Source organism: Streptomyces sp. NBC_00162, assembly GCF_024611995.1.
Taxonomy (GTDB): domain Bacteria; phylum Actinomycetota; class Actinomycetes; order Streptomycetales; family Streptomycetaceae; genus Streptomyces.
Genome location: NZ_CP102509.1, coordinates 3,544,375 through 3,563,927 on the forward strand (window position 1 = coordinate 3,544,375; position 19,553 = coordinate 3,563,927).

Genomic DNA, 19,553 nt, shown 5'->3' on the forward strand with positions numbered 1-19,553 from the left:
CCCGGCCGGGGTGCGCCGGCCGGGTGTGGGGGGTCGGGTGGAGCGGGGCGGGGTTACGCGAAGCGCTGGGCCGCCGAGCCGTTGCAGGTCTGCAGGCGCAGCGGCTCGTGGGCGGCGGCCACCGTCAGGCACATGCCCGGGGAGGCCGCGGGTCGCAGGGTGGCGCCGTCGCGGACGAACTGCTGGTTCGCGCCGCCGTGGCAGTTCCAGACGATCAGGCCGGTGCCGGAGCCGTAGTTGGCGCCGGGGGCGTCGAGGCAGCGGTCCTGGGTCAGTTCGATGTGGACGGACTTGCGGGCGGCGTCGTACCACCAGCCCTGGTTGCGGCCGCCGTGGCAGTCCCAGCCCAGGATCGCCGTGTCATTGGCGCTGGAGCCGCCCTTCGCGTCGAGGCAGGTGCCGGTCGCCTCGTTCTTCAGGGGCTTGAACTTGTCGTCCCAGGCCCCGGCCTGCAGGACGGGGGTGCCGGTGCTCGCGGGGTCGGCGCAGGAGGCCTCGCGCAGGCCGGAGTTGTAGAGCTGGGTCAGGCAGGACGCGAACGCGCCGTGGCCCCGGTAGTTGGGGTGGAAGGACTGGCGGGCGGTGTTCTCGTCCCACGGGAAGTGGTCGCCGAGGTCCAGGTAGAGCCCGCGGGCCCAGGTGTCCTCCATGCACACCTCGTGGCCGTGGAAGAGCCGCGAGTTGTCCAGGTAGGTGGCGCCGGAGGCGAGGGCCGCGGCGCGCATGCCCTTCTCGAAGGTGGGCACCGCGTAGTTGCGGCCCCAGCTGGCGTCGGAGTCGTAGCCGGCGCAGCCGCCGGGGAGCTTGCCGGGGAAGTTCGGGTTGTCGTTGAAGTCGGGGCCGATGGGGCTGGGGTAGCCCATGACGACGAGCTTGTAGTCGGAGTCGGCGTAGCCGGCGTCGCGCATGACCGTCTTGAGGTCCGCGACGGTCGACTCCACCTTGGGCCTCAGGCCGTCGACGCGGGCCTGCCAGCCGGGGCCGTACTTGGGCTCGCAGGTGCCCTGGCTGAGCACCCAGCGGGTGACACAGTCGGTCATGACCGGGCCGAACTGCAGGTCGTCGTTGGCCCCGGCGACCAGCAGCACCATCTTGATCTTCGTGTTGCGGGCCTTGATGGCCAGGCTGTCGCTCTGCACCAGCTCGTCGGCGTACTGCTTGCTGCCGCCGATCCTGATGTTGCCGGTGTACCCGCCGGAGCAGGCGACGTTGAAGGTGAGGTCGGCCGGGATGCCGGTGCGGTGGATCGCCGCGTCGGGCGAGCGGTGGCACTGGTTGTTCGGCGTGTTGGTCGCGGGGTCGTAGTTGCCGACGCCCTCGCCCGAGATCTCGCTGTCGCCCAGCGAGATCAGGCCGGTCTTGCGCTCGCCGAGCGGGCGGACGGCCGCGTCGCCGTAGATCTTGACGGCCTCGGCCGCGCGGATCGCCTCGAGCTCGGGCGAGAGGGGGGTCACGGCCGCTGCCGGAGCCGCCGCGGGCACCGCCGCCTGGGCCGTGGGGGTGATGGCGGTGACGCCCCCGAGGGCGGCCGCGGCCGCCGCGACGGCGGCGAAGGTAGATCTGAGCCTGGGTTTCCTGTGTGCACGTGTCATGAACGCCTCCCCTAATGCCGGTGTTACCCCCGGTATTTACTGGTCAGTAGGGGAGTTGGGAACACTTCGAACAAGACAATTGCTCAACTTTTTGAGGAGGCCACGAAAATGACCGATCAGCAGCAGGCCGAAGCGTTCCGGATCGAGCACGACTCCATGGGCGACGTACGGGTGCCCGCCCACGCCAAATGGCGTGCTCAGACCCAGCGCGCGGTGGAGAACTTCCCCATCTCGGGACAGCGCCTGGAACACGCCCACATCGAGGCGCTCGCCCGCGTCAAGGCCGCGGCCGCCCTGGTCAACGCCCGCCTCGGCGTGGTGGAGCAGGACGTCGCCGAGGCCATCCGGTCGGCCGCCGCCGAGGTCGCGGAGGGCCGCTGGGACGACCACTTCCCCATCGACGTCTTCCAGACCGGGTCCGGCACCTCGTCCAACATGAACGCCAACGAGGTGATCGCCACCCTGGCCACCGAGCGGCTGGGCCGGGAGGTCCACCCCAACGACCACGTCAACGCCTCGCAGAGCTCCAACGACGTCTTCCCCTCCTCCATCCACATCGCCGCCACCGCCGCCGTCACCCGCGACCTGATCCCGGCCCTGGAGCACCTCGCCGCCGCGCTGGAGCGCAAGGCCGCCGCGTTCGAGCAGGTCGTCAAGGCCGGGCGGACGCACCTGATGGACGCCACGCCGGTCACCCTGGGCCAGGAGTTCGGCGGGTACGCCGCCCAGATCCGCTACGGCGTCGAGCGGCTGCGCGCGGCCCTGCCGCGGCTGGCCGAGCTGCCGCTGGGCGGCACCGCGGTGGGCACCGGGATCAACACCCCGCCCGGGTTCTCCGCCGCCGTGATCGCCGAGGTGGCCGCGGACACCGGGCTGCCGCTCACCGAGGCCCGCAACCACTTCGAGGCCCAGGGGGCGCGGGACGCGCTGGTGGAGACCTCGGGGATGCTCCGTACGATCGCCGTCTCGCTCACCAAGATCTCCAACGATCTGCGCTGGATGGCCTCCGGACCGCGCACCGGATTGGCCGAAATCAATCTCCCGGATCTCCAGCCGGGCTCCTCGATCATGCCCGGGAAGGTCAATCCGGTCGTCCCGGAGGCCGTCCTGATGGTCGCCGCGCAGGTGATGGGGAACGACGCGACCGTCGCGGTGGCGGGCGCGGCCGGCAATTTCGAGCTCAATGTGATGCTCCCGGTGATGGCCCGGAACCTCCTCGAATCGGTCCGGCTGCTCGCCAACGCGAGCCGCCTGCTGGCCGACCGCACGGTGGACGGGATCACCGCCAATGCCGAGCGGGCCAGGGAGTACGCCGAATCCTCGCCCTCCGTGGTGACCCCGCTGAACCGGTACATCGGCTACGAGGAAGCGGCCAAGGTCGCCAAGAAGGCCCTCGCCGAGCGGAAGACGATCAGGGAGGTCGTACTGGAGTCCGGCTACGTCGATCGCGGCGCGCTCACCCTGGAGCAGCTCGACGAGGCGCTGGACGTCCTGCGCATGACCCACCCCTGACGAGCCTCGCGGCAGGGTCCGAATCCGGTCGTTTACCGTCCCCGGACCCCTCGGTGACCTGCACCGCAGCATCCGCGGGGGTGCCCGACCTAAGATCTGCGCATGACAGGTACCTTCAGGCCCGCGGGCGGCGCCGCGCGCACGCGTGCGCAGGGCACCCACTGGGCGCCCGGGGAGCAGATCCTCTGGCGCTACCGCGACCACGCCCCGGGGCTGAAGGGCCAGGTGCACATCTGCCGCCCGGTGACGGTGGTGCGGGACACCGAGGAACTGCTCGCCGTCTGGATGGCCCCCGGCACCGAATGCGTCAAACCGGTCCTCGCCGACGGCACCCCCGTCCACGAGGAGCCGCTGGCCACCCGCTACACCGCGCCGCGCACCACCGTACGGTCGCGCTGGTTCGGCGCGGGCGTGCTGAAGCTGGCCCGGCCCGGGGACCCGTGGTCGGTGTGGCTGTTCTGGGAGCACGGCTGGCGGTTCAAGAGCTGGTACGTGAACTTGGAGGAGCCCCGGTCGCGCTGGTCCGGCGGGGTCGACTCCGTGGACCACTTCCTCGACATCTCCGTCTACCCGGACCGCAGCTGGAAGTGGCGGGACGAGGACGAGTTCGCCCAGGCGCAGCGCTCCGGGCTGATGGGCCCGGAGGAAGCGGACCGGGTGCGGGAGGCCGGGCGGGCGGCGGTCGAGGTCATCGGGCAATGGGGTGCGCCGTTCTCCGACGGCTGGGAGAACTGGCGGCCGGATCCGGCCTGGACGGTTCCGGACCTGCCGGAGGACTGGGACCACACCCCGGCGCATATGACCTCATGAGACCCTTGATGCGCCCCCGGGGTACAAACGTAGGATCGTCCTCCGCAAGGTCGCGCGCGCGGGGCGGCGCGATGAGACCCTGTGTGCGCAAGTGTCGTGCCGTACGCGGGATTTGACCGGAGGTCGACGCAGGGCGAGAGGTAACGGGGGAGACGCGGAAACGCGGGGTTATGGTGCCCCGGCCGCTGAGCGGGTATACCGCGACTGACCGAGTTGAGTGCAGCGCACATCGAGCGCAAACGGACGGAATTCCACGCGTGACGGAGTACCCCACCTCTCAGGAGGGCCCGCAGCCCGTCGCCTCCGGCGGAGGTACGGACGAGGCCGGCCACGGCAAGGCGCCCATCGCCGCAGCCGAGGCCGTACGCACGCATGCGCAGAGCCCGGGCGCGGAGCCGGGCGGCGCCCCTGCCGGGCTCCCCCGGCCCCGCGGAGCCGCCTCGGCGGACCTCCCGGCCGACGGCCCGGGCCGGGCCGGTGCCCGGCCGCGGGACGGCGCCACCGCCCGGGCCAGGGACACCGGAGCCGCGCGCAACGCGACCGCCGACGATCCGCAGGGCATCGCCGCACGGAACGCGGCCGACGGCCCGCTCGGCGGACAGGACGGCCCCGGAGCCCCCGCGCTCCACCCCGCCGGAGGCGACCGGCACGGCGGCGGGACCGGGATACCGGCCGTCGGCGGCGCCGGGGACACCGCCGCGCGCCGCGAAGGGGACCGGCTGCGCTTCGTCGGCGCCGCCACCCGGCGGATCGCCCGCGGCATCGACCTCGACGAGATCGTGCTCGGCCTGTGCCGGGCCACCGTGCCGACGTTCTCGGACGCCATCCTCGTCTACCTGCGCGACCCGCTGCCGGTCGGGGACGAGCGCCCCGTCGGCCCGGTCGTTTTAAGGCTGCGCCGCACCGACCGGCTCCGGCCGATCGACGATCTCACCGATGCCGCGTCGGGCGGCACCATCGGCGCGGGCCTGGACCTCGCCGGGGCCGCGGGGGCCACCGGCGAGCTCGACTTCAGCCAGCTGCCGCTGGTCGGCCCGCAGGGTGACCTGCCCGCGGCCGAGCTGTGCGAGATCCGCTCCGGCGGCGCGCTCGCCGAGGTGCTGCGCGGCGTACGGCCCGTCTTCGGGTCCTCCGCGGCCGCCAAGGCCGCGCTGCCCGAGCTGCTGGGTGCGGACCATCCGCTGCCGCGCGGCAACCGGGCCGTGCTGGCGCCCCTGCGCGGGCGCCGCCGGGTGATCGGCGCCGCCGTGTTCCTGCGCAGCCCCGAGCGGCCCGCCTTCGAGCAGAACGACCTCCTGGTCGCCGCCCAGCTGGCCACCCACACCGCGCTCGGCATCGACAAGGCGGTCCTGTACGGCCGCGAGGCGTACATCGCCGACGAGCTCCAGCGCACCATGCTGCCCGACAGCCTGCCCCAGCCCACCGGGGTGCGGCTCGCCTCGCGCTACCTGCCCGCCGCCGAGACCGCCCGCGTCGGCGGCGACTGGTACGACGCCATTCCGCTGCCCGGCAGCCGGGTCGCCCTCGTCGTCGGCGACGTCATGGGGCACTCCATGACCTCCGCCGCGATCATGGGCCAGCTCCGCACCACCGCGCAGACCCTGGCGCAGCTGGACCTGCCGCCCGCCGAGGTGCTGCACCATCTGGACGAGCAGGCCCAGCGTCTCGGCTCCGACCGCATGGCCACCTGTCTGTACGCCGTCTACGACCCCGTCTCGCACCGGATCACCATCGCCAACGCCGGCCACCCGCCGCCGGTGCTGCTGCACCTGGGCGGCCGCGCCGAGGTGCTCCGCGTACCCCCGGGCGCCCCCATCGGCGTCGGCGGCGTGGACTTCGAGGCCGTGGAGCTGGACGCGCCCGCCGGGGCCACCCTGCTGCTGTACACCGACGGGCTGGTGGAGTCCCGGCTGCGGGACGTGTGGACCGGCATCGAGCAGCTCCGGGAGCGCCTGGCGACCACCGCGCAGCTGACCGGCCTGGACCACCCGCCGCCGCTGGAGGCCCTCTGCGACGACGTGCTGGACATGCTCGGCCCGGGCGACCGGGACGACGACATCGCGCTGCTCGCGGCCCGCTTCGACGGGATCGCGCCCAGTGACGTGGCGTACTGGTTCCTGGACCCGGAGGAGACCGCTCCGGGCCGCGCCCGCCGGTTCGCCCGCCGCGCCCTGACGCGGTGGGGCCTGGAGGAGCTCCAGGACTCCCTGGAGCTGCTGGTCAGCGAGGTGGTCACCAATGCCGTCCGGTACGCGGAGCGGCCCGTGACCCTGCGCCTGCTGCGTACGGACGTCCTGCGCTGCGAGGTCGGCGACGACTCCCCGCAGCTGCCGCGCCAGCGCCGGGCGCGGGACACCGACGAGGGCGGCCGCGGCCTGTTCCTGGTGAACCGGATGGCCCGCCGCTGGGGTGCCACCCGGCTGAGCAGCGGAAAGGTGGTCTGGTTCGAGCTGGCGTTGCCGGTGGCGCACGAGCGGCGTTGACTGGGTAGCGAACCGACCGGCCCCCCAGGGGAGGACGCTCGTGACCCAGGACGCGCAGAGGATTCCGTACTCGACGAACAACGCCGGGGTTCCGGTGGAGAGCGACGAGCACTCGCTCACCGTGAGTCCCGACGGCCCGATCCTGCTCCAGGACCACTACCTGATCGAGAAGATGGCCCAGTTCAATCGTGAACGGGTCCCCGAGCGGGTGGTCCACGCCAAGGGCGCGGGCGCGTACGGCGTCTTCCAGGTCACCAATGACGTCAGTCAGTTCACGAGGGCCGACCTCTTCCAGCCGGGCCGCAGGACCGAGATGCTGGCCCGCTTCTCTACGGTCGCGGGCGAGCAGGGCTCCCCCGACACCTGGCGGGACCCGCGCGGATTCGCCCTGAAGTTCTACACCGAGCACGGCAACTACGACCTGGTCGGGAACAACACCCCGGTCTTCTTCGTGCGGGACCCGATGAAGTTCCAGGACTTCATCCGGTCCCAGAAGCGCCGCCCCGACAACGGGCTGCGCGACCACGACATGCAGTGGGACTTCTGGACCCTGTCCCCCGAGTCCGCGCACATGGTGACGTGGCTGATGGGCGACCGGGGCATTCCGAAGGACTACCGGCACATGAACGGCTACGGCTCGCACACCTACCTGTGGGTCAACGGCGGCGGCGAGCGGTTCTGGGTCAAGTACCACATGAAGACGGACCAGGGCATCGGCTTCCTGACGCAGGCCGACGCCGACCGGATCGCGGGCGAGGACCCCGACTACCACCGGCGCGACCTCTTCGACTCGATCGCGGGCGGCGAGCCGCCGAGCTGGACCATGCACGTGCAGGTCATGCCCTTCGAGGACGCGGCGAGCTACCGCTTCAACCCCTTCGACCTCACCAAGGTGTGGCCGCACGGCGATTACCCGCTGATCGAGGTCGGCCGGATGACCCTGGACAAGAATCCGCCGGACTACTTCATCCACATCGAGCAGGCCGCCTTCGAGCCCTCGAACCTGGTGCCGGGCATCGGCCCGTCGCCGGACAAGATGCTGCTCGGCCGGCTGTTCTCGTACCCCGACACGCACCGCTACCGGATCGGGCCGAACTACGCCCAGCTCCCGCCGAACCGGGCCCGCTCGCTGGTGTCCTCGTACGCCAAGGACGGACCGATGCGGTTCGAGGCGTCCAACGCGGCCCGCCCGTACGCACCGAACTCGTACGGCGGCCCCGCGGCCGACGTCGCGCGCTTCGGCGAGCCGGCCGGCTGGGCCACGGCGGGCGAGATGGTCCGCGAGGCGTACTCCGCGCACGGCCAGGACGACGACTGGGGCCAGCCCGGCACGATGGTCCGGCAGGTCCTCGACGACGCGGCACGCGACCGCCTCGTCTCGAACGTCAGCGGGCACCTGCGGGACGGGGTCAGCGCCCCGGTCCTGGAGCGTGCCTTCCAGTACTGGCGCAGCATCGACAAGACCACGGGCGACCGGATCGCGGCGGCGGTCTCGGGCCCCTGAGGCCCACGGAAGCCCCTACGAGAACCGCCGCCCCGCAGCGTGAAGGCTGCGAGGCGGCGGTCTGTCAGTGGCCCTGGTTCTCACCGAACAGCGGCGGGTCCGGCGGCTTCGGGCCGCCGGTCTTGGTCGGCGTCGCGGTCGGCGACGTCGTCGGAGTCGGCGACGTGGTCCGGGTGTTGGTCGGCGTCGGGGTCGGCGTCGGGGTCGGCGAGCTCGCCGGCGGGCTGCTGCTGGCCGGCGGCTGGCTGGAGGGGCTCGGCGAGGGCGTCGGGGAGGCGCTGCGGGACGGCGCCTGCGAGGCACCCATCTCCGCGTCCGACGTGTCGAACTCGCCCGTGTTCACGCCCTTGAGCGCCGCCAGCGTGTACGCCTTCCAGATCTCGGCGGGGAAACTGGAACCGCCCGCGCGGCCACCGCCGGCGGTGCCGGTGAGGGTGACCTGCTTGTGGGTGCCGGGCTCCTCGCCGAACATCGCGACGACGGTGACCAGTTCCGGGGTGTAGCCGGTGAACCAGCCGGCCACGTTGGACTCGGTGGTACCGGTCTTGCCGGCGGCCTCGTAGGCGCTGCTCTTGACCTTGTTGCCGGAGCCGTCGTTGACCACGCCGGTGAGCACCTTGGTGACGGTGTCGGCGGTCTGACGGCTGATGGCCTGGCTGCCGACGGCCTGACGGGGGGTGAACTCGCCGTCCTTGTGCTCGGCGCTCTTGATGATCGTCGGCGTGACCTTCTTGCCGTGGTTGTCGAGGGTCGCGTAGACGCCCGCCATCTCCATGGTGTTGGCGCTCATGGTGCCGAGCGACATGGCCGGCTTGTCCTCGGGCCAGCCTTCGCGGTCCTTCATGCCGAGCGCGAGGGCCGTCTTCTTCACGGCGGGCGGGCCGACGTCCACGATCATCTGCGCGTAGACGGAGTTGACCGAGAAGTTGGTCGCGTCCTGGACGGTGATCTCCTTGCCGAAGTCCTTGTCGTCCTGGTTCTGCGGGTTGAACGGGATCTTGCTGCCGACCACCTGGCGCTTGCTCGTGCCGTCGTAGAGCGCGTTCGGGGTGATCGGCTTGCGGTCCTGGGTGTTGGCGTTGTTCTCCAGGGCGGAGGCGAGCACGATCGGCTTGAAGGTCGAGCCGGGCTGGTAGTCGGTGCGCAGGGCGTTGCTCGCGGACTTCTCCGCCAGGCCCTGACCGCCGTACATGGCGACGATCGCGCCGGTCTTCGGGTCCACCGAGGTGGCGCCGGCCTGGACGCTCTGGTCCTGCGGGCGGTTCTTGGTGTCCTTGCGGTCGAGCTTGGACTCCAGCTCGTCCTGGACCGCCTTCTCCAGCGCCGCCTGCTTCTTCGGGTCGATGTTGAGCACGATGTTCCAGCCGCCGGCCGCGATCTGCGCGTCGGTGATCTTCTGCTCGTTCATCTCGTCGTTGGCGGCCTGGATCAGGTAGCCCTTCTGGCCCTCCATGCCCGGGCGGGGCTTGGGCTTGATCGGCTCCGGGAGGGTCATGGTCTTGCGCTTGACCGGGTCCAGCTTGCCCATCTCGACCATGTTGTCGAGGACGGCGTTGAAGCGGATGTTGACCAGCCGCGTGCCGTTCGGGCCGGCCGTCGCCAGGTCGTACTGGCTGGGGGCCTGGATGACGGAGGCGAGGTAGGCGCCCTGCTCCAGCGTGAGCTTGTCGGAGTCGACCCCGTAGAAGGCCTGGGCCGCGGCCTGGATCCCGTACGCGTTGCGACCGTAGAAGTTGGTGTTCAGGTAGCCGACGAGGACGTCGTCCTTCTCCATGCGCTGGTCGACCTTGAGGGAGATCACCAGCTCCCGGAGCTTGCGCGTCGCCGACTGGTCCTGCGTCAGGTAGTAGTTCTTGACGTACTGCTGAGTGATCGTCGAGCCACCGGCCTTGCCCTTGCCGGTGACGGTGTTGAACAGGCCTCGGGCCACGCCCATCACGTCGATGCCGCGGTCCTGGTAGAAGGACTTGTTCTCGATGGCGATGAAGGCGGTGCGGACGTCCTCGGGGATCTTGTCGATCGGGACGATCTCGCGGTTCATGTCACCGGTGCGGGCCATGACCGAGCCGTCGGCGTACCGGTAGGTGTTGCTCTGGAGCGTGGCCTGCTTGTTCGGGTCGGTGGGTTCGTTCACCGAGAAGTAGAGGATGACCGCCGCGGCCATGAGGAGCAGGATCAGCCCGAGGAACGTCCCGAGGATCTTCTTCCAGGTGAAGAAGCGACGTATGCCGGTGCGTTTGCCGGCGCCGCCCTTGTCCTTGGCGCCCTTGGCACGTCCGGTCGGCGCCCGCCGCGCACCGCGCTGCTGCTGTGCCTTACGCGCTTCTGCTCGGCCCATCGCTCCCGCTCCGCTCGATTACCCCCCGACGTCAGCTCAGAAAGCTAACACCGCAGGCTGTGACAAAGGATGGTCAACCCTTGCCAATACCGGTCAATCCGGACGTGAGAATCAGCACCCACATCACAGGAACCGACGCACACGATGCCCCAAGGGTTGCCGTACTCCGAAAAAGTGATATCACTTTGCTAAGCAGCTCGACCGGCTGCGACCACGAGAAACGGGGCAAATGATGACGAACGACGTCTCCACGCCGCAGGGCATACGGGAATTCACCGCGCGCAGCGTGGGCGGCGGCCTGGCGCTGCTGCTCGGACTGGTGGGCGTACTCGCAGGGGCGGGGCTGATCGCGCTCGGCGCCACCGCGCTCTCCTCCGCGCAGGCGGCCCTGAGCGCCGGCGGCGTGATCCTGATCCTCGCCTCGCTCCTCGCGATGAGCGGGCTCAACACGGTGGCGCCCGGCGAGGCCCGGGTGGTCCAGCTGTTCGGCCGCTACCGGGGCACGATCCGCACCGACGGACTGCGCTGGATCAACCCGCTGACCTCCCGGGAGAAGATCTCCACCCGGGTGCGCAACCACGAGACGGCCGTCCTGAAGGTCAACGACGCCTACGGCAACCCCATCGAGCTGGCGGCGGTCGTGGTGTGGCGGGTCGAGGACACGGCGCGGGCCACCTTCGAGGTCGAGGACTTCACGGAGTTCGTCGAGACCCAGACCGAGGCGGCCGTGCGGCACATCGCGATCGAGTACCCGTACGACGCGCACGAGGAGGGCGGCCTTTCGCTGCGCGGGAACGCCGAGGAGATCACCGAGAAGCTGGCCGCCGAGCTGCACGCCCGGGTGGACGCGGCCGGGGTGGCCATCATCGAGTCCCGCTTCACGCATCTCGCGTACGCTCCGGAGATCGCCTCCGCGATGCTCCAGCGCCAGCAGGCGGGCGCGGTCGTGGCGGCCCGCAAGCAGATCGTGGAGGGTGCGGTGGGCATGGTCGAACTGGCCCTGACCCGCCTGGCCGAGGAGGAGATCGTGGACCTGGACCCGGAGCGCAAGGCCGCCATGGTCTCGAACCTGATGGTCGTCCTCTGCGGTGACCGTGCCGCCCAGCCGGTGGTCAACACGGGAACCCTCTACCAGTGACCCCGCCGGAGGAAGGTGGCCGGGCGGGCCGGCAGCCGCGCAAGCAGGTGCTGCTGCGACTCGACCCCCAGGTGTACGAGGCGCTGGCCCGCTGGGCGGGCGAGGAGCTGCGCAGCGCGAACGCCCAGATCGAGTTCCTGCTCCGCCGGGCCCTGGCGGAGTCCGGCCGCCTCCCCTCGTCCCCCGGCCCCATCCCCCGCCGCGGCCGCCCCCCGAAGCCGGCCGACTGACGGCTGCTGGGGCTCCGCCCCAGACCCCGCACCTCGGCTATGCGCTCCAGGTATACATCGAGGGTATACACCCGGTGTACAGTCACCGGTATGTCCATCGGTCACACACTCCTCGGCCTCCTCGAGGCCGGCCCCCGCCACGGCTACGACCTCAAGCGTGCCTTCGACGAGAAGTTCGGCCACGACCGCCCCCTCGCGTACGGGCAGGTCTACTCGACCATGTCCCGCCTCCTCAAGAACGGCCTCGTCGAGGTCGACGGCATAGAGAGCGGCGGCGGCCCCGACCGCAAGCGGTACGCCATCACCGACGCCGGCATCACCGACGTCGACACCTGGCTCTCCGAGCCCGAGAAGCCCGAGCCGTACCTCCACTCGACCCTCTACACCAAGATCGTCCTCGCCCTGCTCACCGGCCGCAGCGCGGCCGGTCTGCTGGACACCCAGCGGGCCGAACACCTGCGCCTCATGCGCATCCTGACCCAGCGCAAGCGCAAGGGCGACCTCGCCGACCAGCTCGTCTGCGACCACGCCCTGTTCCACCTGGAGGCCGACCTGCGGTGGCTGGAGCTCACCGCCGCCCGCCTCGACCAGCTCGCCCAGGAGGTACGCCGATGACCCCGGCCGGTTCCCTGCTCACCGCCACGGACCTCCGCAAGTCGTACGGGCCCACCCACGCGCTCGACGGCGCCGAGTTCTCCATCCACCCCGGCGAGGTCGTCGCCGTCATGGGCCCCTCCGGCTCCGGCAAGTCCACCCTGCTGCACTGCCTCGCCGGGATCGTCACGCCCGACTCCGGCTCCATCACGTACGACAGCCGCGAGCTGTCCGCCATGAACGACGCCGAGCGCAGCACCCTGCGCCGCAGCGAGTTCGGCTTCGTCTTCCAGTTCGGGCAGCTCGTACCGGAGTTGACCTGCGTCGAGAACGTCGCCCTCCCGCTGCGCCTCACCGGCGTCAAGCGCAAGGAGGCCGAGCGGACGGCCCTGGGCTGGATGGAGCGGCTCCAGGTGGAGGACCTGGCCCGCAAGCGGCCCGGGGAGATCTCCGGCGGCCAGGGCCAGCGCGTGGCCGTCGCCCGCGCCCTGGTCACCCGGCCCCGGGTGATCTTCGCGGACGAGCCGACCGGCGCCCTCGACTCCCTCAACGGCGAGCTGGTGATGCAGCTGCTCACCGAGGCCGCCCGGTCCGCCAACACCGCCGTCGTCCTCGTCACGCACGAGACCCGCGTGGCCGCCTACTCCGACCGCGAGATCGTCGTACGCGACGGCAAGTCCCGCGACATGGAGCGCATCGTATGAGCAAGCTCCGCACGTGGTCCCGCGACCTCGGCATGGGCGCCCGGTTCGCCTTCGCCGGCGGCCGCGAGGGCTGGACCCGCACCCTGCTCACCGGCATAGGCGTCGGCCTCGGCGTCTCGCTGCTGCTCATCAGCACGGCGATCCCCGGCGCGCTCGCCGCCCGCAACGAGCGCGGCGACGCCCGCAGCACGATGACCGCCACCGCCGAGCACCCCGGGCCCGACACCCTGCTCATCGCCCGGGCCAACCAGACGTACCACCAGAAGGACATCGACGGCAGCCTGGTGAAGGCTGAGGGCCCCGAGGCCCCGGTGCCACCGGGCCTGAAGAGGATCCCCGGCCCCGGCGAACTGGCCGTGTCCCCCGCCCTGAAGGAGCTGCTGGCCTCCTCGGACGGCAAGCTCCTGCGCGACCGTCTCGACGGACGCATCACCGAGACCATCGCCGACGCCGGCCTGACGGGCCCCGGCGAGCTGGTCTTCTACGCGGGCGACGACCGGCTGCAGGTGGCGGCCGACACGATGGGCCGCGTCCAGCGGATCACCGCGTTCGGCTACGAGCGGGACGGCGAGCCCCTCAGCCCGGTCCTGCTGCTCCTGGTCGTCCTCACCTTCGTCGCCCTGCTGCTGCCGGTCGCCGTCTTCATCGCCGCCGCCGTCCGCTTCGGCGGCGAGCGCCGCGACCGCCGGCTCGCGGCCCTGCGCCTGGTCGGCGCCGACGGCCGGATGGTCCGCCGGATCGCCGCGGGCGAGGCCCTGGCCGGGTCGCTGGCCGGGCTCGTGCTGGGCACCGGCTTCTTCCTGATCGGGCGCCGGCTCGTCGGCAGCTTCAACCTCCAGCAGCGCAGCGTCTTCCCCTCCGACCTCGACCCGACGGTGTGGCTGGCCGCGCTCGTGGCGGTCGCGGTGCCGGCCGCGGCCGTCGCGGTCACCCTGTTCGCGCTGCGCGGCGTGGTGATCGAGCCGCTGGGCGTCGTACGCACGGCCCGGCCGAGCAAGCGCCGGATCTGGTGGCGGCTGCTCCTGCCGCTGGCCGGACTGGGCCTGCTCGCACCGATGGCGGGCCGTGGCAACAACAGCGGGAGGTTCAACCAGTGGCAGGTCAGCGGCGGCGTGGTGCTGCTCCTGGTCGCCGTCACCGCGCTGCTGCCCTGGGTGCTGGAACGATTCGTCGGCCGGATGTCCGGCGGCCCGGTCTCCTGGCAGCTGGCCGTGCGCCGGCTCCAGGTCAACAGCGGCGGCGCCGCCCGGCTCGTCAACGGCATCGCCGTGGCGGTCGCGGGCGCCATCGCCCTGCAGATGCTGTTCGCGGGCGTCGAGGGCGACTACACCGCGGAGACCGGACAGGACCCCTCCCGGGCCGCCGTCTCGATCCTCCTCGACCGTGAATCCAAGGTCGACGTGGAGCAGTTGGCTCAGCAGGTCGCCGGGTCCGCCGGCATCCTCAAGGCGGTGCCGCTGCGCTCCGTCGCCGCCGCCCACGACGTCCCCGAGGACACCAAGCTCATCAACGTCACCGTCGGCAGCTGCGAGGCCCTGCGCGAGGTCGCCGCGCTGGACTCCTGCAAGGACGGCGACGCCTTCCTCGCCACCGGCTCTCCCGACAAGAGCAGCAGGTACGGCGGCACGGCCGAGCCCGGCGACAAGCTGTTCGTGGGCAACGTGATGGGCCACTCGGACGAGGTCAAGCCGGTCGAGTGGACCGTGCCCGCCACCGCTCGCACGGTTGCCAGCCGCCCGGACCCGACCGGCAATCTGCGCTCCGGTCTGCTGGTGACCCCGTCGGTCGCCCCGAAGGACACCGGCACGTTCGGCTCGACCCAGATCTTCGTACAGGACGACGATTCGGACCCGGACGGGCTGGAGCGGGCCCGGACGGCCGCCTTCAAGGCGTCCCCCCTGTCCACCGCCATGACGCTCAGGGCCACGAAGCAGGACGGCGGCTACTCGGCGATCCGCACCGGGCTGTTCTTCGGGGCCACCGCCGTGCTGATCCTCATCGGCTCGAGCCTGCTGGTCTCCCAGCTGGAGCAGCTGCGCGAGCGCAAGAAGCTGCTGTCGGCGCTGGTCGCCTTCGGCACCAAGCGCTCCACGCTGAGCCTGTCGGTGCTGTGGCAGACCGCCCTGCCGGTCGGCCTGGGGCTGGGCCTGGCCGCCGTGTTCGGGGTGGGACTGGGCGCCGTACTGATGCGGATGGCCGCCGCCCCGGTGCGGATCGACTGGCTGTCGGTCGCGGGCATGACCGGCGTGGCCGCCGGTGTGGTCGCGCTGGTCACCGTGCTGAGCCTGCCGCCGCTGCTGCGCCTGATGCGCCCGGACGGCCTGCGCACGGAGTGACCCGCACGCCCGCTCCCTACGGCTCGCTAGTCAGTGGGCCACACCGGGAGCGGGCGTACGGCTTCGCGCAGCGCGGCGGCGATCGCCCGGAACTCCTCCTGGCGGGCGGTCCCCGTCCGCATGGCCAGGGCGATCCGCCGTGACGGCGCGGGCTCGGCGAAGTACCCGGTGGCCAGGTACTCGTTGCGGGTGGTCTCCAGGCGCAGCGCGGTACGCGGCAGCAGGGTCACGCCCAGCCCGCCGGCGACCAGCTGGACGAGCGTGGAGAGCCCGGCGGCGGTCGTGGTGACATCCGCCCCGGCCGTGCGCCCGGCCTCCCGGCAGATGTCCAGGGCCTGGTCCCGCAGGCAGTGCCCCTCGTCGAGCAACAGCAGCTGCAGTCCGCGCAGTTCCTCGCGCGGGATGTCCTTGCGCCCGGCCAGTGGATGCTCCCGGGGCGCGAGCAGGACGAAGTCCTCGTCGAAGACGGGAAGTTCGGTGACCCCGGGCACGCCCAGCGGCACCGCGAGCAGCAGCAGGTCGAGGCGCCCGCCGGCCAGCCCGTCCAGCAGCGAGGCCGTCTGCTCCTCGTGGACCTGGAGGTCCATCCGCGGATAGCGCCGGTGGAACAGCCCGAGCACGGTCGGCAGCAGGTACGGCGCCACGGTGGGGATCACCCCGAGCCGCAGCACCCCGGTGAAGGGCGCCCGTACCGCCTCGGCCTCCTCGAGCAGCCCGCCCATCGCCTCGAGCACCAGGCGCGCCCGGGCCGCGATCCGCTCCCCCGCCGGGGACAGCAGCACCTTGCGGGTGGTCCGCTCCAGCAGCTGCACGCCGAGCGCCTCCTCGAGCGCGGACACGGCTCCGGACAGCGCCGGTTGGCTCATCCCGATGGCGGCGGCGGCATCCCGGAAGTGCAGATGCTCGACCACGGCCGCGAAGGCGCGCAGCTGCGCCAGGGTGGGTTGCTTCGCTCCCCTATTACCGACAGCCACTGATAGGCACCTCCGATCACCAGGCTCTAGCGTAGCTATTTCTGTAATCAATGCAGCTGTGCCAGCATGTGAGATCCGTCCAACCCTCTCGGAAAACCCCCAAAAGGGGCAATTTCCATTCTCAAGGAGAGCACGTGCTCACTGTCGGCGACCAGTTCCCCACGTACGACCTGACCGCTTGTGTCTCGCTCGAAGCCGGATCCGAGTTCGCGCAGATCGACCACAAGACGTACGAGGGCAAGTGGAAGGTCGTCTTCGCCTGGCCGCTCGACTTCACGTTCGTGTGCCCGACGGAGATCGCCGCCTTCGGCAAGCTGAACGAGGAGTTCGCCGACCGCGACGCCCAGATCCTCGGCTTCTCGCTCGACTCCGAGTACGTCCACCACGCCTGGCGCAAGGACCACGCCGACCTGCGTGACCTGCCCTTCCCGATGATGTCCGACATCAAGCGCGAGCTCTCCACCGACCTCGGCATCCTCGGCCAGGACGGCCTCCCGATGCGCGCCGTCTTCATCGTGGACCCGAACAACGAGATCCAGTTCTCGATGGTGACCGCCGGTTCCGTGGGCCGTAACCCCAAGGAGGTCCTGCGGGTCCTCGACGCCCTGCAGACCGACGAGCTGTGCCCCTGCAACTGGAACAAGGGCGAGAGCACCATCGACGCCGGCGCGCTGCTGGCCGGTGAGTGACGGATGCCCCTCGACTCCCTGAAGTCCGCCGTACCGGACTTCGCCAAGGACCTGAAGCTGAACCTCGGTTCGGTCATCGGCAACCAGGACAAGCTCTCGCAGCAGCAGCTCTGGGGCACCGTCCTGTCCTGCGCGATCGCCGCCCGCTCCCCGCGCGTCCTGCGTGAGCTGGAGCCGGAGGCGAAGGCGAACCTCTCGCCGGAGGCGTACACCGCCGCCAAGTCCGCCGCCGCGGTCATGGCGATGAACAACGTCTTCTACCGCACCCGGCACCTGCTCTCCGACCCGGAGTACGGCACGCTGCGCGCGGGCCTGCGGATGAACGTCATCGGCAACCCGGGCGTGGAGAAGGTCGACTTCGAGCTGTGGTCGCTCGCCGTCTCCGCGATCAACGGCTGCGGCCAGTGCCTGGACTCGCACGAGCAGGTCCTGCGCAAGGCCGGCGTCGACCGCGAGACGATCCAGGAGGCCTTCAAGATCGCCTCGGTGATCCAGGCCGTCGCGGTCACCCTCGACGCCGAGGCCGCCCTCGCCGCCGAGTAGCAGCACCCCGTACGAAGACCAGGGCCCCGCAGCCGTTCCCGGCTGCGGGGCCCTGGTCGTTCACTTCTTCAGCGCCACCATGAGCATGCGCATGTCCTCGATCATCGCCGCCTTGAGCGCGTCCCCGTCGGTCTCGACGTCCCCGTCCTCCCCCCACCACTGGACGGTGAGCGTGAACACCGAGCCGCCGTCGAGCACCTGGAGCTGTGGAGACCGCACCAGACCGGAGATCAGTGCCTGTTCCCCGAGCCCGGGGACTTTCTGCACGTTCACGGTCTGCACGTCCATGGACCCGTTGAGCACCGGCCGAACGCCGAACTCCGGCGCCGGGTCGGTCTTCTTGTGCAGCTCGACCAGCACCTGACCGTAGTAGGAGGCCCGGCCCTCGGTACGCAAGGTGTTGTAACTGCAGAACGACCAGTCCAGAACGGGACTCTCGCTGTGGCTCGGCAGACCCCCCTCGAACGCACCGGCCATCCCGCCGAGCGCCCTCAGCGGCGCTTGGGCGCACAGGTCCTCGGAGTGCCGGTAGGCGATCCGCGGGGCATCGGTGAATCGATCCTGCAGAGCCAGGGTCCCCGCCCAGACAGCCGAGGCCAGCACCGCCCCGCCCAGCGCCCACCACCACGGCCGTACGGGCCGTCGTACGGGCTCACCCACCGCGTCCGGTCGTGCCGGTTCGCCCGGGTGGTCCGGGGGCCACTCCCCCTCCAGCTCAGGCTCGCTGATCATTCCCGGGCTCCCCCATGGCCGAGCCCACCGCCGTCGCCCCGTGCGGGCCCGGGCCGATCGCTCCGTGGCCCATGTGGAGCTGCTCGCGCGAGTACGCCCTCAGATAGCCCACCGCGGTGTTGGTGACGGCGACCAGCGGTACGGCGACCACCGCTCCCCCGATGCCCGCGATCAGGCCGCCGGCGGCCACCGCCAGCACCACCGCGAGCGGGTGCACCCGTACCGCCCGGCCCAGGATGAACGGCTGGAGCACGTGCCCCTCGATCTGCTGCACCGCCAGGACGACGAGCAGCACCATCAGAGCGGTGAACACGCCCTGGGTCACGAGCGCCACGACCACCGCGAGGGCTCCGGAGACCACGGCGCCGACCAGCGGGATGAAGGCGAACAGGAAGATGAAGACGGCCAGCGGCACGGCCATCGGCACGTCCAGGAAGTAGATGCCGAGGCCGATGAAGATGGCGTCGATGAGCGCGACGAGGACGGTGCCCCGTACGTACGCGGTCAGCGTGCGCCAGGCGCGCGGACCGGCTCCCGCCACGCCGGGCCGGGCGGCGGCCGGGACGAGGCCGAGCGTCCAGTTCCAGATGCGCTTGCCGTCGTAGAGCAGGAAGAGCGTCGAGAACATCGCGAGCAGGATGCCCGTCAGCACCTCGACGAGCACCGTCACGCCCTGCAGGCCGGCGGAGGTGATCTGCTCGGTGTTGGTGCCGATGGTCTCGCTGAGGTTCTTCGCGATGTCGTTGATCTGCTTCTCGGTCACGTGGAACGGACTGTCCAGTGCCCAGAGTTTGAGTTCGTTGATGCCGTCGCGGACGCGGTCGGAGAGGTCGTCGAGGTTCTCCATGACCTGCCAGACCACGAACCAGCCGACGAGCCCGATGACCACGAAGCCGAGGATCGCGGTGACGGCGGTGGCCAGTCCCCGGGGCAGGCCCAGTTTCCGCAGCCGGACCACGAAGGGCTGGAGCAGCGCGGTGACCAGCATCGCGGCGGCGAAGGCGAGGACCACCAGGCGGACTTCGCTGATCACCTTCATCAGCACCCAGAGCATCCCGGCCAGGAGCAGCAGCCGCCAGCTGACCTCGGCGGCGACCCGCATGCCCCACGGGACCACGCTCACCGGGTCGGGGCGCTCGGGAAGCGCGGGGGCGGGCGCGGGGCCCGGCGCCACCGCGGCGGCCGCCGCCGGTCCCCGGTCGGCGGCGACGGGGTGCGGCAGGCCGCTCCTGGCCTCGGCCTCGACCTCGGCGCGCCGCTCGTCGAGCCGCGCCTCCATCCGGTTCAGCCTGCTCCCGAGCCGGCCGAGCCAGCCTTCCCTCTTCGCCATGTCGTTCCTTTCCCCCCGCCCCGCTGGTCACACCTCGAAAGACC

Annotated in this window: 16 protein-coding genes; 11 read left to right on the plus strand and 5 right to left on the minus strand. The window is 71.2% G+C overall.

Annotated features, from left to right (window positions below; translation table 11 throughout):
• Positions 1-53: 53 nt before the first annotated feature.
• Positions 54-1,592, minus strand: a complete 1,539-nt coding sequence (locus tag JIW86_RS16265; protein WP_257554401.1) for a ricin-type beta-trefoil lectin domain protein — start codon at positions 1,590-1,592, stop codon at positions 54-56.
• A gap of 108 nt (positions 1,593-1,700) precedes the next feature.
• Between JIW86_RS16265 and JIW86_RS16270 the strand changes: the two genes are divergently transcribed.
• From JIW86_RS16270 to JIW86_RS16285, 4 genes are all read left to right on the plus strand, one after another.
• Positions 1,701-3,104, plus strand: coding sequence for a class II fumarate hydratase (locus tag JIW86_RS16270; protein WP_257554409.1), 1,404 nt, complete (start codon positions 1,701-1,703; stop codon positions 3,102-3,104).
• A 102-nt stretch (positions 3,105-3,206) separates the two neighbouring features.
• Entirely contained in the window at positions 3,207-3,914 is a 708-nt protein-coding gene (locus JIW86_RS16275; RefSeq protein ID WP_257554411.1) for a DUF402 domain-containing protein, read from the plus strand.
• 257 nt (positions 3,915-4,171) lie between these two features.
• On the plus strand, positions 4,172-6,397 hold the full coding sequence (locus JIW86_RS16280; RefSeq protein WP_257554413.1) for a SpoIIE family protein phosphatase: 2,226 nt from the start codon (positions 4,172-4,174) through the stop codon (positions 6,395-6,397).
• Positions 6,398-6,437: 40 nt separating this feature from the next.
• Positions 6,438-7,901, plus strand: coding sequence for a catalase (locus JIW86_RS16285; protein ID WP_257554414.1), 1,464 nt, complete (start codon positions 6,438-6,440; stop codon positions 7,899-7,901).
• 64 nt (positions 7,902-7,965) lie between these two features.
• Here the strand turns inward: JIW86_RS16285 and JIW86_RS16290 are convergent, their stop codons facing one another.
• Positions 7,966-10,239, minus strand: a complete 2,274-nt coding sequence (locus JIW86_RS16290) for a transglycosylase domain-containing protein (protein WP_257554416.1) — start codon at positions 10,237-10,239, stop codon at positions 7,966-7,968.
• 229 nt (positions 10,240-10,468) lie between these two features.
• Between JIW86_RS16290 and JIW86_RS16295 the strand changes: the two genes are divergently transcribed.
• The 5 genes from JIW86_RS16295 to JIW86_RS16315 all read left to right on the plus strand — a co-directional run bounded on the left by JIW86_RS16295 (position 10,469) and on the right by JIW86_RS16315 (position 15,241).
• Entirely contained in the window at positions 10,469-11,377 is a 909-nt protein-coding gene (locus tag JIW86_RS16295; protein WP_257554418.1) for an SPFH domain-containing protein, read from the plus strand.
• Entirely contained in the window at positions 11,374-11,607 is a 234-nt protein-coding gene (locus JIW86_RS16300) for a hypothetical protein (RefSeq protein ID WP_215148762.1), read from the plus strand. Before JIW86_RS16295 ends, JIW86_RS16300 begins: the two co-directional genes overlap by 4 nt.
• A gap of 90 nt (positions 11,608-11,697) precedes the next feature.
• Complete coding sequence (locus tag JIW86_RS16305; RefSeq protein WP_215148760.1) at positions 11,698-12,222, plus strand: PadR family transcriptional regulator; 525 nt, start codon at positions 11,698-11,700, stop codon at positions 12,220-12,222.
• The gene (locus JIW86_RS16310; RefSeq protein ID WP_257554428.1) at positions 12,219-12,905 is read left to right on the plus strand and encodes an ABC transporter ATP-binding protein; all 687 of its coding nucleotides are present in this window, start codon (positions 12,219-12,221) and stop codon (positions 12,903-12,905) included. Before JIW86_RS16305 ends, JIW86_RS16310 begins: the two co-directional genes overlap by 4 nt.
• Positions 12,902-15,241, plus strand: a complete 2,340-nt coding sequence (locus JIW86_RS16315; RefSeq protein ID WP_257554430.1) for an ABC transporter permease — start codon at positions 12,902-12,904, stop codon at positions 15,239-15,241. Before JIW86_RS16310 ends, JIW86_RS16315 begins: the two co-directional genes overlap by 4 nt.
• Before the next feature lie 26 nt (positions 15,242-15,267).
• Here JIW86_RS16315 and JIW86_RS16320 read toward each other — a convergent pair whose 3' ends face one another.
• The gene (locus JIW86_RS16320) at positions 15,268-16,215 is read right to left on the minus strand and encodes a hydrogen peroxide-inducible genes activator (RefSeq protein WP_257554432.1); all 948 of its coding nucleotides are present in this window, start codon (positions 16,213-16,215) and stop codon (positions 15,268-15,270) included.
• A 134-nt stretch (positions 16,216-16,349) separates the two neighbouring features.
• Between JIW86_RS16320 and JIW86_RS16325 the strand changes: the two genes are divergently transcribed.
• Together JIW86_RS16325 and JIW86_RS16330 are read left to right on the plus strand one after the other, a co-directional pair.
• Entirely contained in the window at positions 16,350-16,904 is a 555-nt protein-coding gene (locus JIW86_RS16325; RefSeq protein WP_215148752.1) for a peroxiredoxin, read from the plus strand.
• Between the two features lie 3 nt (positions 16,905-16,907).
• Positions 16,908-17,447, plus strand: coding sequence for an alkyl hydroperoxide reductase (locus tag JIW86_RS16330; protein WP_215148750.1), 540 nt, complete (start codon positions 16,908-16,910; stop codon positions 17,445-17,447).
• 60 nt (positions 17,448-17,507) lie between these two features.
• On the opposite strand, the gene JIW86_RS16335 is transcribed toward JIW86_RS16330, so the two are convergent.
• Together JIW86_RS16335 and JIW86_RS16340 are read right to left on the minus strand one after the other, a co-directional pair.
• Positions 17,508-18,179: a hypothetical protein gene (locus JIW86_RS16335; protein ID WP_257554434.1), complete on the minus strand. Its 672-nt coding sequence runs from the start codon at positions 18,177-18,179 to the stop codon at positions 17,508-17,510.
• Complete coding sequence (locus JIW86_RS16340) at positions 18,163-19,509, minus strand: AI-2E family transporter (RefSeq protein ID WP_257554436.1); 1,347 nt, start codon at positions 19,507-19,509, stop codon at positions 18,163-18,165. The genes JIW86_RS16335 and JIW86_RS16340 overlap by 17 nt, the downstream gene beginning before the upstream one ends.
• Positions 19,510-19,553: the final 44 nt, after the last annotated feature.

Coding starts and splice junctions, on each gene's coding strand:
- JIW86_RS16290 (WP_257554416.1), bottom strand. CDS start 10,239: ATGGGCCGAGCAGAAGCGCGTAAGGCACAGCAGCAGCGCGGTGCGCGG.
- JIW86_RS16335 (WP_257554434.1), bottom strand. CDS start 18,179: ATGATCAGCGAGCCTGAGCTGGAGGGGGAGTGGCCCCCGGACCACCCG.
- JIW86_RS16310 (WP_257554428.1), top strand. CDS start 12,219: ATGACCCCGGCCGGTTCCCTGCTCACCGCCACGGACCTCCGCAAGTCG.
- JIW86_RS16265 (WP_257554401.1), bottom strand. CDS start 1,592: ATGACACGTGCACACAGGAAACCCAGGCTCAGATCTACCTTCGCCGCC.
- JIW86_RS16330 (WP_215148750.1), top strand. CDS start 16,908: ATGCCCCTCGACTCCCTGAAGTCCGCCGTACCGGACTTCGCCAAGGAC.
- JIW86_RS16340 (WP_257554436.1), bottom strand. CDS start 19,509: ATGGCGAAGAGGGAAGGCTGGCTCGGCCGGCTCGGGAGCAGGCTGAAC.
- JIW86_RS16305 (WP_215148760.1), top strand. CDS start 11,698: ATGTCCATCGGTCACACACTCCTCGGCCTCCTCGAGGCCGGCCCCCGC.
- JIW86_RS16270 (WP_257554409.1), top strand. CDS start 1,701: ATGACCGATCAGCAGCAGGCCGAAGCGTTCCGGATCGAGCACGACTCC.
- JIW86_RS16315 (WP_257554430.1), top strand. CDS start 12,902: ATGAGCAAGCTCCGCACGTGGTCCCGCGACCTCGGCATGGGCGCCCGG.
- JIW86_RS16275 (WP_257554411.1), top strand. CDS start 3,207: ATGACAGGTACCTTCAGGCCCGCGGGCGGCGCCGCGCGCACGCGTGCG.
- JIW86_RS16295 (WP_257554418.1), top strand. CDS start 10,469: ATGATGACGAACGACGTCTCCACGCCGCAGGGCATACGGGAATTCACC.